Raw genomic sequence first — 14,947 nt, 5'->3', positions numbered from 1 at the left:
GGGAAGCCGGAGCACCGGCTGGGGAGACCGGGTGGTGCCTCAGCGTCCCGCCGCGCGAGACTCGGCCTGCTCCCGCGACTCCCGGGCGGCCTCGCGCTCGAGCCTGGCCAGCCGCTCGACCTCGCCCTGGCCGACCGTGCCGTCAGCGGTCTTCGCCGCCAGCCGGGTGGTGACCGACTCGTCGCGGATCCGGTCGGCCCGCTCCCGCACCTCGGGAGGCAGCCCCTCCGCGCCGGCGACCAGGTGGGAGTACGACGCCACCACGGCGCGGCGCTCGTCGGCGGAGAGCCCGCGCCACCACTCCCGGACTTCCGCCGGGGAGCTGTCGTCGCCCGGGGCGCCCTTCTTGGCCATCGCGCGCTGGGCGATCTCGGGACGGCCGCCGTCGACCGCGGTCACGTCGTCGCGGTCGGTGGCGGAGTCGAGGGTGTCGACCAGGAGCTCTTCGTTGCTGGTCGCCAGCTCGGCCAGGGCACGGTCGTCCTCGACCAGGGCCTGGTACATGCGGTCGAGCTCCTCGGCGCGAGCCTGGAACGCCTGGACCTGCTCGGGGGTGACCGTCCCGGCACCGTTGATCTCGGCGGCGAGCGCGGCGACCCGGTCGTCGAGCCGCCCTTTGCGCTCCACGTGCTGGTCGTAGGTGCGCTGGTGGTTGCGCAGCCGGTCGGCGCAGGCGATCAGCACCCGCCCGCTCCGCTTGAGGGTGTTGCGCATCCGGCCGGCCCGGACCGCGACGCGCTTGGACTTGCGCACGTACTCGGCGCTGCTGTCGCCGCCCCACCCGCGCATCCGCCCGAACTGCGCGGACTCATCCGAGAACTCGTCGAACCGGCCGGCCGCCTCCAGCACGACGCCGGCGAGGGCATCGATGCCGGCCGGGTCGCCCTCGGGCTTGAAGAGCGGCTCGGGCCGGGAGACGGGCATCGCGATCTCGACGCTCGCGGTGGTCACGGCAGCGGGCCCAGTCGTGAGGCGAGGCCGGGCGAGGCCGGCATCGCCGGCGGCTCCGGCGGGGTGGGCGGCTCGCCCGGGCAGGCGACGGCGAGCTGGGTGAAGGTCTGCGCGAGGTGGCCGTCGGTGGTGTCGAAGTCGCGCAGCGTCTCCTCGAGCGCCGTGACGATGTCGCCCGCGTCGTCGGCGGCCTCCTTGGCGTAGACCGCCCAGGCCGCGGCGAACTCCTGCCCGACGGCCTGCACGCGGGGCGGTAGCGCTCCGGTGTTCGCGGACCCGAAGTCGCCCGACGTCTCGGTCATCAGGGCGACGACGTGCTGCCAGTCCCGCACCTCCCGGACCACGTCGTTGCGCCCGATCAGGATCTCCCGCATATTGCCTCCCCCGTTCCCTCCCCCAGGCGGCCGGAACGCGCCGCCGAGCGGAAGATGACCCCCGCCGCGTCGTCCCAAACCCGGCTCCTGACACATCTCAACCGCTGGAACGAGGAGGCGAGGGGCGGGGCGGCTCAGGCCAGGAAGGCCGCCACCCGCTCGTGGTAGCCCGGCGGCTGCAGCAGGAAGGAGTCGTGCCCGTGCGGCGAGGCGATCTCCGCGAAGTCGACGTCGACCCCGCAGGCGCGCAGCCGCTCGACCATCCGCTCCGCCTGCGCGGTGTCGAAACGCCAGTCGGAGTCGAACGACGTCACCTGGAACCGCGCGGTCGTCCGGGCCAGCGCCTCGGCCGTCGCCGGGTCGCCGAAGGGGTCGAAGTAGTCGAGCAGCCGGGTCAGGTAGAGGTAGCTCAGCGCGTCGAACCGGTCGAGGAACGTCTCCCCCTGGTGCTGCAGGTAGTGCTCGACGGCGAAGTCGGGAGCCAGCGTCCAGTCGTCGCCGGTGCGGTCGCGCCGGTGGCCGAACTTGCGCTCCAGCGACTGCCCCGAGACGTAGGTGATGTGCGCCATCATCCGCGCCACCTTCTGCCCGCGCCGCGGGGTGACGCCGTGCTCGGCGTACCGCCCGCCGTGGAAGTCGGGGTCGCCCATGATCGCCTCCCGCGCCACCGCGGAGAAGGCGATGTTCTCGGGGGTGAGCCGGGATGAGGCAGCGACCACCACCGCCCGGTCGAGCTCGTCGGGTGCGTCGATCGCCCACTGCAGCACCTGCATGCCGCCGAGCGAGCCGCCCACCCCGGCGTACAGCCTGGTCACCCCCAGGTGGCGCAGCAGCCGACGGTGCACCTGGACCAGGTCGCTCATGTGCAGCAGCGGGAAGTCCAGGAAGTACGGCGACCCGGTCGCCGGGTCGATCGACAGCGGCCCGGTCGTCCCCGAGCAGCCGCCCAGCAGGTTGGGGCTGACCACGAAGAAGCGGTCGGTGTCGACCGGCTTGCCGGGCCCGATCAGGTTGTCCCACCAGCCGCGCTTCTTCGCGCCCACGTGCATCCCGGCGGCGTTGGCGTCACCGGTCAGGGCGTGACAGACGAAGACCACGTTGTCGCGGGCCGGCGACAGCTTGCCGTAGGCCTCGTAGGCGACCTCGACGTGGTCGAGCCGGCCGCCGCCACGCAGGTGCAGCGGGTCGGTCTCGGAGGCCACGACGGCGCGCTGGGTCTCCACGTAGCCAAGGGTGCCGCTCACGCGGCGACCCTACTTGCTCAGCCGATCAGCACCCCGCGGCTGGTCAGGGGTGCGACCCCTCAGCGCACCGCCGCGACGTCCTGCCGGAACACGTTGAGCCTCGCCGGTGACGGTGCCGACGACCACCCCGGCGGTGGGCGGGTCCTCAGGGCAGCGAGAAGCGGGGACGTCATCGCACCCGCACCCCGCGACTGGTCACGACGGACGGCTGCTGGCCCGCTCGTGAGTAGGTGACGCGGAACGAGAGCGTCGTGCCCCGGTCGGCCTTGCGCACGACGTGGAGCGTGCCGGTCGCTCCGGGGACGGGCTTCCCGTCCCGGAGCCACTGGCGGGCGACCGTCCACCCCGGGCGGGGCCACGGCAGGCCCACCAGCACCCCGCCCACCCTGGGGATCCCCAGGACGAACGGGAGCGGACCGTCGACGGGCGACGGCGTCGGGTCGAACGTCGGGCTCGGACCCGCCGTCGGGCTCGGGTCGGTGCTGGGACTCGGGTCGGTGCTGGGACTGGGGCTGGGGCTGGGGCTGGGGTCGATGCTGGGGCTGGGCGACGACCCCACGCGCCGCGGCTCGATCTCCACGAAGGCGGCGCGGTCCTCGTCGACGAGCACGCCGACCCCGTCGTACCCCTCGCCGCAGGGACGGTAGGGCAGGCCGCCGGGCATCGTCGCCTCGAAGGGCCCGTCCGGATAGAGGGGGCGGGAGCTGGCGAAGTACGTACCTGCCCGGAGTCCCACCACCGAGAAGCGGCCCTCCGTGCGGAGCGGCAGCACCCCGGCCTCGACGCACGACGTCGTCCCCGGGCCGGGCCCCCAGGTCTCGAGCAGCACGTCGGCGACGCGGCTCCCCCCGTCCTCGGCGACCTGTCCCTGGAGCACCCCTCCCCGGAGGTCGAGGTCGACCTGCGTCAGGTCCTGCGTGGACACCTCGACGGTGGTGCGCGTCCCGGCGGTCCCCAGCCACACCGGGTCGGCCGCGGGGAGCTGCTGCCCGAAGCGCACCTGGTAGCGCCCGGAGTCCACCCGGACCGACCACGCGCCGTCCTCGTCGGTGACCGTGCTCGAGCTGTAGACCAGCGAGCCGTCGTCCCGCACCTGCGAGACCACCGCGTCCGTGACCCGCACCGGCTCCCCGCGCACCGTGAGACGCCCACCCAGCACGCGGGCGCCGCGCCGCAGCTCGGGGTAGACGTTGTAGGTGCCGGGACCGGTCAGGACGATGTCCTGCGCCTCCTCGACCGTGACCGCGTCGGGATGGAACTCGGAGATCCAGCCCTCCGCCCGCACCTCGAGGCGGTAGGTCCCCGGCTCCAGGGGATCGCTGTGGAAGAGCCCGTCGTTGTAGCTGCGCAGCTCGTGACGCGGCTGCCACGGGCCGGTGCCGCCCTCCCGGGCCCACAGCGTCAGGGAGGGGTTGTCGACGTAGGGGCTCCATCCTCCGTCCCCCGCCTTCACCCAGCCCTTGAGGTAGATCGGCCCCTCGCTGGGCGTGGGGTCGCTGGGCGTCGGGACCGTGGTCGCCCCGGCACCCGAGGTCGCCGTGAGGTGGAGCATCCCGGAGACCAGGGCCACCAGGGCGACCGCGATCAGAGGGCGGACGTACCTGAGGACGCGTGCGCTCATGGCGGGGCCCTTCCCAAGACCAGCGCGCCGTCCCTGCCAAGACGGCACCCCTTCACCCTAGGGGCGCAACCTACGGTCCGGTAGGCCCAGAACTGGGGACGCGTGAGCGATCCGAAACATCCGGGGAACGACGACGGGCCGCCCCCAGGAGGTGGGGACGGCCCGTGGTCTCGACGAGCTCGACCGGCGCAGGGTCACCCGGACCGGCGCAGCGTCAGCCGGACCGGCGCAGGGTCAGCCGGACCGGCGCAGGTCGGCAGTGCTCACTTGGCAGCAGCCAGCGCTTGCTCCAGGTCGGCGATGAGGTCCTCGACGTTCTCGATGCCGATCGAGAGACGCACCATGTCCTCCGGCACGCCGGCGGCCTCGAGCTCCTCGGGCGTCAGCTGGCTGTGGGTGGTGGTGGCGTTGTGGATGGCCAGCGACTTGGCGTCGCCGATGTTGGCCAGGTGGCTGAAGAGCCCCAGCGACTCGATGAACGTCTTGCCGCCCTCGCGCCCCGACTTGAGGCCGAAGCTCAGCAGGCCGCCGTAACCCTTGCCGGTGAAGGTGCGGTCCGCGACCTCCTTGTAGGCGCTGGACTCCAGGCCCGGGTAGCTCACCCAGGAGACCGCGTCGTGGCCCTCGAGGAACTGTGCGACCTTGAGCGCGTTGTCGCTGTGCCGCTCCATCCGCAGGTGCAGCGTCTCGAGACCCTGGAGGAAGAGCCAGGAGTTCATCGGGGTGATCGCGGCGCCGGTGTTGCGCAGCAGCACCGTGCGGGCCCGGATGATGTAGGCCGCCGGTCCGGCGGCCTCGGTCCAGACCGCACCGTGGTAGGCCGGGTCCGGCTTGGTCAGCCCCGGGAACCGGTCGGAGTGCGCTGCCCAGTCGAACTTCCCCGCGTCGACGATGACGCCGCCGATGGAGGTGCCGTGGCCGCCGATGTACTTGGTCGCCGAGTGCACCACCACGTCGGCGCCCTGCTCGAGCGCGCGCACCAGGTAGGGAGTCGGCGCGGTGTTGTCGATGATCAGCGGCAGGCCCGCGGCGTGTGCCGCCTCGGACCAGGCCGGGATGTCGATGACGTTGATCTTGGGGTTGCCGACGGTCTCGCCGAAGACCAGCTTGGTCTTCTCGTCGACGTGCTTGGCCAGCTCCTCGGGCTTCTCCGGGTCGACGAAGCGCACCTCGATGCCGAACTGCGGCAGGGTGTGGGCGAAGAGCGCGTAGGTGCCGCCGTAGAGGGTGGAGAGCGCCACGATGTTGTCGCCGGCATAGGTCAGGTTGAGCACGGCGTACGTCGTGGCCGCCGAGCCGCTGGCCGTCGCGAGCGCCCCGACGCCGCCCTCGAGCTGGTTGATCCGGTCCTCGAAGACCGACTGGGTCGGGTTCATGATCCGGGTGTAGATGTTGCCCGGCTCGGCGAGGGAGAACAGGTTGGCCGCGTGCTCGGTGTCGTTGAAGACGTAGGAGGTCGTCTGGTAGATCGGCACCGCGCGGGCGTTGGTCGTCGGGTCGGCCTCCTCCTGTCCGGCGTGCACGGCGAGGGTCTCGGGGCGGTAGGTCATGTGGTGCTCCTGTCGGGTGCTGCGTGGGTGCTCGTGACTGCTGCTCAAACTAGAGCAGAACAGTAGACATTTGGGGCTGCCGGGGCGCCGGCCGTCCACGGATCGGGTGACGTCGCGAGCCCCCGGCCCACCCGCCGGCGGCGGCGAGGGGCTCGGGGGCTCGCGTGACGCCTCCCCGAGAAGGGGCGTCGTCGAGGGTCAGACGGCGATGGCGATCTCGGCCACCTCGCCGATCTGGGCGCGGACCGTGCGGTCCACCGGGTCGGCCTTGGGGGCCAGCGTGCGCAGCGTCCAGTCGCCGTCCTTGGCGAAGAACCGGAAGTGGCCGCTGGCCGAGGTCGGGACCTCGGCGGTGAACTCGCCGGCGGCGTCGAGCAGGCGCACGTAGGCCGAGCCGACCGGCTCGCCGCCGCGGGTGACCTGCCCCTGGATCACGGCCTCCTTGGCGACGTTGACGCCGTCCAGGGAGAGGCCGCCCTCAGTCGCTCCGCACATCTCAGGCCTCCCCGGGCTGGTCGCCGAGAGCGATCGGCACGCCGACGAGGGAGCCGTACTCGGTCCAGGAGCCGTCGTAGTTCTTGACGTTCTTGAAGCCGAGCAGCTCCTGGAGGACGAACCAGGTCAGCGAGGAGCGCTCACCGATGCGGCACAGCGCGATGGTGTCCAAGGAGTCGTCGATGCCGACCTCGTCGTAGAGCTTGCGCAGGTCCTCGTCGGACTTGAAGGTGCCGTCGTCGTTGCAGTTCTTGCTCCACGGCACGTTGAGGCTGGTCGGGATGTGGCCGGCGCGCTGGGACTGCTCCTGCGGCAGGTGGGCCGGGGCGAGCAGGCGGCCGGCGTACTCGTCGGGGCTGCGCACGTCGATCAGGTTCTGCACGCCGATCGCGGCGACCGCGTCGTCGCGGAAGGCCCGGATCGACCGGTCCTGCTCGGTGGCGGTGTAGGTGGTCTGCGCCCGGGTCGGGACCTCCTGGACCAGCTCGCGGGAGTCGAGCTCCCACTTCTTGCGGCCGCCGTCCATCAGCTTGACGTCGCGGTGGCCGTAGAGCTTGAAGTACCAGTAGGCGTAGGCCGCGAACCAGTTGTTGTTGCCGCCGTAGAGCACCACGGTGTCGTCGTTGCTGACGCCACGCTCGGAGAGCAGCTTCTCGAAGCCCGCCTTGTCGACGAAGTCGCGACGCACCTGGTCCTGCAGGTCGGTGGTCCAGTCGAGCTTGATCGCGTTGCGGATGTGGCCCTTGTCGTAGGCGGAGGTGTCCTCGTCGACCTCGATCAGGACGATGCCGGGGGTGTCGAGGTTGTCCTCGACCCACTGCACGGTGACGAGGGAGTCTTCGCGGCTCATGGGTTGCTTCTCTCTTTCGGTGGGGTGTGCTTCTCGACGTGCTGGTGGAGCGTGTGGACGGGGGTCAGGAGGGGTGGGGGGCGCCGGAGCCGAGGCCCAGCCGGCGGCCGACCAGGTAGAGCTCGCATCCCAGGCAGAACCCGACGACCGCGTTGAGCAGCGCCGCGGCCAGCGCGAAGCCGGTGGCGACCAGGCCCAGGACGGTGAGGCCGGAGAGCAGCCCGACCAGGCCGACCACGGTGAACGCGAGACCGACGGTCTGGGCGAAGCGCGGGGGCGCGGCGTCCTCGAGGTGAGCCGGAGCGGCGAGCCGCGGCCGGACCAGGCTGCCGAAGAGCCAGGCGTACGGCGTGTGCTGGACGCCGCGCAGCGCCCCGACCGCGAAGACCAGGGCCTGGACGGCGAGCAGCGCGGTGGCCACCGGCCCGGGCGCCGTCAGCAGCACCGCGGCCAGGACGACCGTGGTGAGCGCGGCGGCGAAGCGCGGGCCGCGCGGATCGATCTGGGTGCTCATGGGGTGGTCCTGTCCTGCTCGACTGAGCCTGGTCACTGCCTTGTCACTGCATGGCTGCACGCCGGCCGGATCTCTCACGGCAGACGGGCCGGAGCCGCGGAGCGGCGCACGGCGCGGGGGCGACGGACTGCGGGAGCGGCCGGACGGCCGGGCGCAGCGAGTGTGGGGTCGGCCCCTCAGGACATTCGACAGAGGGACGAGCGCATGCGGCAGTGATCCACTGCGCGCCGCTTCGTCAACCAGGTCGAGCTCATGGTGACGAGACTAGGTGCAGGCGGCGCGGAGCAGAAATGCGCATCTCACCATGCGGAATGGGCGTCCACATATTGGTCAGGCCGGCTCGCGGGGACCGCTCGGCCCGAGCCGTGCGAGCACGCCCCGTACCTGCTCCCGGGTCGGCACGCCGGCGGCCCTGGCCACCTCGCGCCCCTGGCCGTCCAGGACCAGCGTGGTGGGCGTGCGCATCACCTTGACGCGGCGCACCAGCTCCAGGTGGGACTCGGCGTCGACCTCGACGTGGGCGACGTCGCTCATCGACTCGGCGACCTCGGCCAGGGTACGGCGGGTCGCCCGGCAGGGGGCGCAGAAGGCGCTGGAGAACTGGAGCAGCGTGGCGCGCTCCCCCAGCGCGTCGGTGAGGTCGGTGCCGGCGAGCAGGGAGACGGCCTGCTCCTCCGAGGACTCCGGCACCGTCCCGGACTCCCGGCGTGCCGCCCGGGGCGCCTCGTCGTCCGCGTCTCGGGGGGCCGGGGCGTGGCGCCAGCGGCCGTCGCTCCAGGCGCGCCACCCGGCGAACGCCGCCGCGGCGGCCACGGCGATGAGCAGCACCCACTGTCCGGTCGTCACGTCGGCGTCAACACCGCCACCCGGGCCGACCATTCCCCGCCCGTCCGGGCCCCGGCCCGGCGGAAATGCCAGAAGGCCCCGCCCCGGCAACGCCGGGACAGGGCCTCCTGAGGATCAGAAGGTCACTTCTTGCCCTTCTTGCCCTTCTTCTTCTTGTTCTTCTTGCCCTTGTTGCCCTTGTTGCCGGCCTTGCCCTTGTTGGCCTTCTCGAGCTTCTGCTTCGAGACGGTGGACTTGGACTCGACGAAGTTCTTGCCGTTGAAGACGAAGGCGACCTTGGCCTTCTTCGCCTTCTTGCCCTTCAGCTTCTTCATGGCCTTCTTGAACTTCTTGGAGCTGAGGACCTTGGCGATCTTGACGTTGGCCTTGCCGTTCTTCACCTTGGCGGAGCCGACGTTGACCATCTTCTTCTTGTTGATGACCAGCTTGATGGCCACCTTGCCGTCGACGGCCGAGGCAGCGATGGACGGCGCCGAGACCTTGACCGCGACCTTGCCCTTCTTGGCCTTGGCCTTGGTGGAGGTCCCGGACTTGACGGCCACGGTGGAGTCGCTGACCGCGATACCGGAGTAGACCTTGTCGTAGGCCTCGACGCGGTTGCCCACGCGGACGGCAATGGTCTTGCCGAAGTGCGCAGCGGTCAGGGCCAGGCTCGGACCCGAGGCCACGGCGACGCCGTCGGCCAGCCACTCGTAGCTGAATTTGGCGCGGCCCATGGCGTTCCACACGCCCGGGTCGGCGGTGAGGGTCGAGCCCACCAGCGCGTCACCGGCGATGGTCGGCCGGTCGATGGCGACCAGCGACTTGGTCAGCGAGGCGTCGATGCCGCCCACGCGCGTGGCCGAGGGCACGACGACCTTGGTCGCCTTGCTGCGGACGGTGCCGTTCCAGAACTCGCCCACGTGGTCCTCGCCCCAGAAGGAGACCGTGTAGGTGCCCGGGCGCAGGCTGGAGATCTTGTAGGTGCCGTCGGACTCGATCGAGACGCCCTCGACGGAGTCGCCGTCCTCGTCGTAGAAGGTGACGCCGGCGCCCATGAGGGGCTCTCCGGTCTCGGAGGTCACGGTGCCGGTGACGCCGCCCGTGCGGACGAGCTGGATGTTGGCCGTGGAGGGGAAACCGGCCGTCGGGATCGCGGTGGCGTTCTCGAACGACTCGGTGCCGCCGTACCAGGCGCCGAGGGCGCCGAAGCCGTCGATGCCCGTGGAGTTCTTCTCGCGGACGTCGAAGCCGTTGGCGGCGACCTTGATGGCGTCGTCCGGGATCCCGTCCAGCTCGGTGAACTGGTAGACACCGCTGCGGTTGGTGTAGGTGCTCTGGGTGACGCTGTCGTCGAAGTCCGCCGGGGTGCTGCTGACGGAGACGCTGACGCCGACGAGCGGGGTGCCGTTCTGGTCGGTGACCAGGCCGGAGAGGTCGACGCCGGTGACCGGCTCGACGACCCGCGGGGTGAGGGCGAAGTTGATGCCCGTCACGGCCTGGTCCTTGGCAGCGGGGACGAGGTTGGGAGCGTTGCCCGACGGCACGTTGTTGTAGGACTCGCCCACGTACTCACCGATCTCGTTGTCCGAGACGGAGATCTCGTAGGAGCCGGCCGAGAGGCCCTCGAGCAGGTAGAGACCCGCGGCGTCGGTGTAGTCGTAGAAGGTGGCGCCGGTCGCGGAGTTGACGCCCGTGACCCGGATGCGGTCGAGGGGGGCGCCGGCGTCGCTGGTCACTGCACCGGAGATGGTGGCGCCCTTGGTCAGCGCGATGTTGCCCACGTTGGCGCCGCCGGCGCCGTTGACGGGGGTGGCGGTGGCCAGGGAGACCTGGTCGTTGAACCACTCGGACGCGAAGCCGGGCGCGCTGATCTGCAGCTTGACGTCGGTCTCGCCGGTGGCCACCTCGAAGACACCACCCTTGCGGGTGTACTCCTCGCGGAGGTAGTTGCCGGTGGAGGCCTCGTAGACCTCCACGCTGGCGCCGACGAGCGGCCGGCCGGCGGCGTCGGTGACCGCGCCCGTGACGTACGGGGCGTAGTCGATCGTCCACGGCGACATCTGGACCACGCCGGTGGTCACGGCGATCGGGGTGGCCGCGGCCTCGGTGGTCTGGTCGAGGTAGTACTCGCTGCGCAGGCGGGCGTCGTAGGAGTCGAAAGAGACCTTGTAGGTGCCGTTGGCCGGCACGGTGGTCGACAGGCGGCCGAAGTCGACGTAGTCGGTGGTGACGTAGTCGCCGTCGGCGGTGTAGACCTCGATGTACCCGTCGACCGGGTTGCCCTTCGGGTCGACCAAGGTTCCGCGGAGGTTGTCCTCAGCGGCGTAAGCAGGGACGCCTCCCATCGAGAGAGCCCCCATGACCAGGGCCCCCGCGGCCCCAGCAGACACCAGTCGGCGCATGGCGCCACTGATTTGCGTTCCCATCTTGTGCCTTTCTACCCGCGGTCAGCCGAATGCCGACCTGGCGAGCACGCTAACCGTTTTTACTTTCGCGGGGGCCGGGATCCTGCACCCACGGCGTAAAGTGATCTCGAGCACTAGAGTTTGCGTGGGTTCGGGCTCGTCAGCCGCCTGCGAAGGGCGGCAGGAACTCCACGGTCGACCCCGGCGCGACCAGCACGCTGTGCGGGGCGGACCGGCCCACCGGCCGGTCGTCGACCACCGCCGAGCACACGCCCAGCACGCCTGCCAGCCGGTCGGACTCGGGGTGCAGGGCGATCGCGCGGGCCACCAGCGCCTCGAGGGTGAGGGGCTCGGAGGCGGGCACGACGTCGCTGGCCACCCCGGCCGCGTGCCGGGCACCGGCCCAGTAGCGCAACGTGATGCCGCCCTCACCGTGACCAGCCGATGGACCGATGTCGCCCGTCTGCACGTCCATGACCGATATCATCCACCAAGTCGCGAGAGTGGGGAGGTGGTCATGGGCACGCTGCTGCTGCTCACCAGCGCCCTCCAGCCTTCGGCCGAGGTGCTGCCGGGGCTGACCCTGCTCCCCCACTCGGTGAAGATCCTGCCCGCGGAGGGGAGCGCGCTCCTCGAGGCTCCCGACGCCGACCTGGTCCTGGTCGACGGACGCCAGGACCTCGCCCAGGCCCGTGACCTGTGCCGGTTGATCCGCACCACCGGCGCCGACGTGCCGGTGCTGCTCGTCGTCACCGAGGGTGGTCTGGCCGTCGTCGCCCACGACTGGGGCATGGACGACGTCGTGCTCCACACCTGTGGGCCGGCCGAGCTGGAGGCCCGGATCCGGATGGCCACCGGCCGCCTCGCGGCCCTCCGCGCCGCCGCCGACCCCGACGCCCACGTCATCCGCTCCGGCGAGGTCGTGGTCGACGACGCCTCCTACACCGCCCGGATCGGCGGTCGGCCCCTCGACCTGACCTTCAAGGAGTTCGAGCTCCTCAAGTACCTGGCCCAGCACCCCGGCCGGGTGTTCAGCCGCCAGCAGCTGCTCCAGGAGGTGTGGGGCTACGACTACTTCGGCGGCACCCGCACCGTCGACGTCCACGTGCGGCGACTGCGCGCCAAGCTGGGCCCCGAGCACGAGACGCTGATCGGGACGGTGCGCAACGTCGGCTACCGCTTCGTGCTGCCCAGCCGTGGCGACGGCCTGGTGGGCTCCACGGAGCCGGAGACCGCCGACTCCTGAGCGCCTTCGCCTAGGCTCGGGCCATGCCCACCCTCGAGGCCCTGATCTCCCGCGCCGAGGCGGCGGACGGCGTCGCCCCCTTCGACGAGGCCACCCTGATGGCGTTGCGCACCGGCCGGGTCAGGTCGCTGCGCCGCGACGACGGCCTCGCCCTGGTCCGCGACCACGAGCTGGCCCTCCTCGTCGACCCCCCGGCCCGCGGGCACGGCGTGGGCGGCGACCTGGTCGTCCAGGCCCTCGCCGAGCATCCCGAGGTCTCCCGCGCCTGGAGCCACGGCAACCACCCCGCCGCCGCCCGGCTCGCGGCCCGTCACGGCTGGGAGCGGGTCCGCGACCTGTGGGTGATGCGCCGCAGCGCCGAGGAGCTGCCCCCCCTGGACCAGCCGGCCGACGTGGTGGTGCGCAGCTGGCGCGACGACGACCGCGACGAGCTGCTGCGCGTCAACGCGGCCGCCTTCGCCCACCACCCCGAGCAGGGGGCGATGGACGCCGACAACCTCGCGCTGCGGATGGCCGAGCCGTGGTTCGACCCCGAGGGGCTGATCGTCGCCACCGATCCCCAGGGGCGGATGCTCGGCTTCCACTGGACCAAGCAGCACTCGCCCCAGCAGGGCGAGGTCTACGTGGTCGCGATCGACCCCGCCGCCCAGGGCCGCGGGCTGGGCCGGCTGCTCACCCACACCGGGCTCGCCCACCTGGCCAGGCGCGGCGTCTCGGAGGTCATCCTCTACGTCGAGGCCGACAACACCGCCGCCGTGGCGACCTACACCGGGCTCGGCTTCCGGCACGCCGACGCGGACACGCACGTCATGTACGCCCGCCCCTGAGCTCCCTGCTCGTCGAGGGGTCGCTGAGCTCACTGCTCGGCGAGGGGTCGCTGAGCTCACTGCTCGTCGAGGGGTCGCTGAGCTCACTGCTCGGCGAGGGCTGTCGAGGGCCCGTCGAGGGGCGGTCAGCGCAGCTTGGGCCGCACGTGCAGCCCGACCTCCGGGTCGACCACGACCTCCTGGGTCGCCGGCATCTCGGCCACGCTCAGCTGGGCGTCGACAGGGACGTTGCGCTTGACCACGGCCAGCGCGATCGGTCCCAGCTCGTGGTGCCGGGCGCTGGAGCCGACGAAGCCCACGACCCTGTCACCCTCGCGCACCTCCGCGCCCGCCTCGGGCAGCCTGTTCTCGGTGCCGTCGAGGTGGAGCAGGGTCAGCCGGCGCGGCGGACGGCCCAGGGTGTGCACCCGGGCGACCGTCTCCTGGCCGCGGTAGCAGCCCTTGTCCAGGTGCACCGCGGAGCCGATCCAGCCCACCTCGTTGGGGATCGTGCGGTGGTCGGTGTCGACGCCGAACCGGGGCTCACCACGCTCGATGCGCAACGCGTCGTAGGCCCACAGGCCGCACGCCGGGCCCGCCGCCTCGGCGTACGCCGTGAGCTGGTCGCGGGGCACCAGGTCGAAGGTGCCACCCCCGGCCGGGCGCCACATCACCGCGAGGTCGTCGGCGAGCGTCACCTCGACCCGCATCATGAAGCGCATCCGGTCCAGCCACTGCACCAGCGCCTCGCCGGCGCCCGGCTCGGTGTGGCCGACGAAGGTCTCGCCGTGGTCGACCCCGTGGAAGTGGTGCTCGACGTGCCCCTGCGGGCTCAGCACCAGCGCCTGCGTCGGGGTGCGCGGGGGCAGCACCTCGAGGTGCTGGGTGGTCAGCGAGTGGAGCCAGGTCAGCCGGTCCGGGCCGGTGACCCGGAAGACGTCGCGGTGGGAGAGGTCCACGAACCCGTCGCCGGAGGCCAGGGTGCGCTGCTCGACGTTGAAGGAGCCGTAGTGCGCCGCCACGGGAGCGTCGACACCGTCGCCGCTCACCGCCCCGGGCAGGTCAAGGAACGGGCTGGTCGTCGCCGTGCTCATCACAGTCCTCACATCGTCCGAAGATCGCCAGGTGTCCGACGTCGGTCACGAACCCGTGCCGGGCCCGCAGCAGGCCGAGGAACTCCTCGGCCTCCCCCGGGTCAACCGAGGTGACCTTGCGGCAATTCCGGCACACCAGGTGGATGTGCTCGGACTCCCGGGCGGAGTGGTAGGTGGGCGCCCGGTCGCTGAGGTGCGTGTGCCGGACCAGGCCGAGCTGCTCGAGCACGTCGAGCGCGCGGTAGACGGTGGAGAGGTTGGCCGCCCCGCCGACCTGGTCGCGGATCTCGTCGGGGGTGGCGTGGCCGAGCTCCTCGACGGCCTCCAGCACCAGCCGGCGCTGCGGGGTCAGCCGCAGGCCGCTGCCGCGCAGCGCCTCGGCGAGGTGGTCGGAGCCCGCCGTCATCGCCCGCTCACGCCCGCTTCAGGCGCGCCCACAGGTGAGGCTGCAGCGCCTGGCCCACCGCGGCCATGTCGTAGGCGTAGAGCAGGTCGCCCTCGACGTTGCCGTAGAGCCGCTTGCCCGCGGTGACCTCCTTGGCCGACTCGGTGCGGACCACCGCGTCGGTGGTCAGGTCGAGCTTGCCGCCGGTGGCCTCGCCGTACCAGACCTCGACGAACCCGGTGTTGTGCGCGAGCAGGAACTCGACCTTGCCGGGCTCGGGGCAGCGCAGGAAGCCGGTCTCGATGGCGCCGTCACGGACCTTCTCGCCGTTCTCGTCGAGGACCCACGCGCGGGACATGTAGTGGAAGAACGGCCGGCCGTCGTGGGTGAAGATCAGCTCCTGGCCGAACTGGAACTTCTCGATCGTCGGGTAGTCGCCGTGGCCGTTGCCGCGCCAGGTGCCGAGCAGCCAGGCGACCGGGCCGCAGTTGGGGTGCAGGTTGTCGGGGAGCTCGAACGGCATACCGCCACTGTAGTGCGGCGCCGGGCCGCCCGGTTTGGCAGACGGCTCGCGGGGGGATGGA

General features: G+C 71.8%; 16 protein-coding genes. 2 read left to right on the top strand and 14 right to left on the bottom strand.

The window, feature by feature from the left end:
• Positions 1-39: 39 nt before the first annotated feature.
• The 11 genes from AC4BGE_RS12250 to AC4BGE_RS12200 form a co-directional block, all read right to left on the bottom strand.
• Positions 40-951: a hypothetical protein gene (locus tag AC4BGE_RS12250; protein WP_490575450.1), complete on the bottom strand. Its 912-nt coding sequence runs from the start codon at positions 949-951 to the stop codon at positions 40-42.
• Complete coding sequence (locus AC4BGE_RS12245) at positions 948-1,325, bottom strand: hypothetical protein (protein WP_490571300.1); 378 nt, start codon at positions 1,323-1,325, stop codon at positions 948-950. The genes AC4BGE_RS12250 and AC4BGE_RS12245 overlap by 4 nt, the downstream gene beginning before the upstream one ends.
• Positions 1,326-1,459: 134 nt before the next feature.
• Positions 1,460-2,569: a homoserine O-acetyltransferase MetX gene (metX, locus tag AC4BGE_RS12240; protein ID WP_490575449.1), complete on the bottom strand. Its 1,110-nt coding sequence runs from the start codon at positions 2,567-2,569 to the stop codon at positions 1,460-1,462.
• A gap of 169 nt (positions 2,570-2,738) precedes the next feature.
• Positions 2,739-4,190: a hypothetical protein gene (locus AC4BGE_RS12235; protein ID WP_490575448.1), complete on the bottom strand. Its 1,452-nt coding sequence runs from the start codon at positions 4,188-4,190 to the stop codon at positions 2,739-2,741.
• A 263-nt stretch (positions 4,191-4,453) separates the two neighbouring features.
• Positions 4,454-5,740 carry an O-acetylhomoserine aminocarboxypropyltransferase/cysteine synthase family protein gene (locus tag AC4BGE_RS12230; protein WP_490575447.1) on the bottom strand — a complete coding sequence of 429 codons (1,287 nt, stop codon included), beginning with the start codon at positions 5,738-5,740 and terminating at the stop codon, positions 4,454-4,456.
• Positions 5,741-5,938: 198 nt separating this feature from the next.
• Positions 5,939-6,235, bottom strand: a complete 297-nt coding sequence (locus AC4BGE_RS12225) for a DUF1416 domain-containing protein (RefSeq protein WP_490575446.1) — start codon at positions 6,233-6,235, stop codon at positions 5,939-5,941.
• Between the two features lies 1 nt (position 6,236).
• On the bottom strand, positions 6,237-7,085 hold the full coding sequence (locus AC4BGE_RS12220) for a sulfurtransferase (RefSeq protein ID WP_490571305.1): 849 nt from the start codon (positions 7,083-7,085) through the stop codon (positions 6,237-6,239).
• Between the two features lie 64 nt (positions 7,086-7,149).
• Entirely contained in the window at positions 7,150-7,599 is a 450-nt protein-coding gene (locus tag AC4BGE_RS12215) for a DUF4395 domain-containing protein (RefSeq protein WP_490575445.1), read from the bottom strand.
• Between the two features lie 330 nt (positions 7,600-7,929).
• Positions 7,930-8,445 (bottom strand): TlpA family protein disulfide reductase, encoded by a 516-nt coding sequence (locus tag AC4BGE_RS12210; protein WP_490575444.1) that lies wholly within the window; start codon positions 8,443-8,445, stop codon positions 7,930-7,932.
• Positions 8,446-8,567: 122 nt separating this feature from the next.
• Positions 8,568-10,724: a carboxypeptidase-like regulatory domain-containing protein gene (locus AC4BGE_RS12205; RefSeq protein ID WP_490575443.1), complete on the bottom strand. Its 2,157-nt coding sequence runs from the start codon at positions 10,722-10,724 to the stop codon at positions 8,568-8,570.
• Between the two features lie 268 nt (positions 10,725-10,992).
• Positions 10,993-11,307: a MoaD/ThiS family protein gene (locus tag AC4BGE_RS12200; RefSeq protein ID WP_490571309.1), complete on the bottom strand. Its 315-nt coding sequence runs from the start codon at positions 11,305-11,307 to the stop codon at positions 10,993-10,995.
• 42 nt (positions 11,308-11,349) lie between these two features.
• Between AC4BGE_RS12200 and AC4BGE_RS12195 the strand changes: the two genes are divergently transcribed.
• Positions 11,350-12,078, top strand: coding sequence for a response regulator transcription factor (locus AC4BGE_RS12195; RefSeq protein ID WP_490571310.1), 729 nt, complete (start codon positions 11,350-11,352; stop codon positions 12,076-12,078).
• A 23-nt stretch (positions 12,079-12,101) separates the two neighbouring features.
• Entirely contained in the window at positions 12,102-12,905 is an 804-nt protein-coding gene (gene mshD, locus AC4BGE_RS12190) for a mycothiol synthase (protein WP_490571311.1), read from the top strand.
• 125 nt (positions 12,906-13,030) lie between these two features.
• On the opposite strand, the gene ygfZ is transcribed toward mshD, so the two are convergent.
• From ygfZ to AC4BGE_RS12175, 3 genes are read right to left on the bottom strand one after another with little or no spacing between them, the layout of a single operon-like run.
• A complete protein-coding gene (gene ygfZ / locus AC4BGE_RS12185) occupies positions 13,031-13,978 on the bottom strand; it encodes a CAF17-like 4Fe-4S cluster assembly/insertion protein YgfZ (protein ID WP_490575442.1) in 948 nt (315 codons plus the stop codon).
• Positions 13,947-14,384 carry a Fur family transcriptional regulator gene (locus tag AC4BGE_RS12180; protein ID WP_490571313.1) on the bottom strand — a complete coding sequence of 146 codons (438 nt, stop codon included), beginning with the start codon at positions 14,382-14,384 and terminating at the stop codon, positions 13,947-13,949. The genes ygfZ and AC4BGE_RS12180 overlap by 32 nt, the downstream gene beginning before the upstream one ends.
• A 7-nt stretch (positions 14,385-14,391) precedes the next feature.
• Positions 14,392-14,886, bottom strand: coding sequence for a heme-binding beta-barrel domain-containing protein (locus AC4BGE_RS12175; protein ID WP_489964039.1), 495 nt, complete (start codon positions 14,884-14,886; stop codon positions 14,392-14,394).
• Positions 14,887-14,947: the final 61 nt, after the last annotated feature.

The organism is Nocardioides sp. Z50_6, from assembly GCF_058215755.1.
This window is presented reverse-complemented; position numbering and strand designations above follow the sequence as displayed.

Excerpts from the sequence above, each read along its gene's own strand:
- AC4BGE_RS12175 (WP_489964039.1), bottom strand. The coding sequence starts at position 14,886 with ATGCCGTTCGAGCTCCCCGACAACCTGCACCCCAACTGCGGCCCGGTC.
- mshD (WP_490571311.1), top strand. The coding sequence starts at position 12,102 with ATGCCCACCCTCGAGGCCCTGATCTCCCGCGCCGAGGCGGCGGACGGC.
- AC4BGE_RS12235 (WP_490575448.1), bottom strand. The coding sequence starts at position 4,190 with ATGAGCGCACGCGTCCTCAGGTACGTCCGCCCTCTGATCGCGGTCGCC.
- AC4BGE_RS12225 (WP_490575446.1), bottom strand. The coding sequence starts at position 6,235 with ATGTGCGGAGCGACTGAGGGCGGCCTCTCCCTGGACGGCGTCAACGTC.
- AC4BGE_RS12215 (WP_490575445.1), bottom strand. The coding sequence starts at position 7,599 with ATGAGCACCCAGATCGATCCGCGCGGCCCGCGCTTCGCCGCCGCGCTC.
- AC4BGE_RS12245 (WP_490571300.1), bottom strand. The coding sequence starts at position 1,325 with ATGCGGGAGATCCTGATCGGGCGCAACGACGTGGTCCGGGAGGTGCGG.
- AC4BGE_RS12230 (WP_490575447.1), bottom strand. The coding sequence starts at position 5,740 with ATGACCTACCGCCCCGAGACCCTCGCCGTGCACGCCGGACAGGAGGAG.
- ygfZ (WP_490575442.1), bottom strand. The coding sequence starts at position 13,978 with ATGAGCACGGCGACGACCAGCCCGTTCCTTGACCTGCCCGGGGCGGTG.
- AC4BGE_RS12200 (WP_490571309.1), bottom strand. The coding sequence starts at position 11,307 with ATGGACGTGCAGACGGGCGACATCGGTCCATCGGCTGGTCACGGTGAG.
- AC4BGE_RS12180 (WP_490571313.1), bottom strand. The coding sequence starts at position 14,384 with ATGACGGCGGGCTCCGACCACCTCGCCGAGGCGCTGCGCGGCAGCGGC.
- AC4BGE_RS12195 (WP_490571310.1), top strand. The coding sequence starts at position 11,350 with ATGGGCACGCTGCTGCTGCTCACCAGCGCCCTCCAGCCTTCGGCCGAG.
- AC4BGE_RS12220 (WP_490571305.1), bottom strand. The coding sequence starts at position 7,085 with ATGAGCCGCGAAGACTCCCTCGTCACCGTGCAGTGGGTCGAGGACAAC.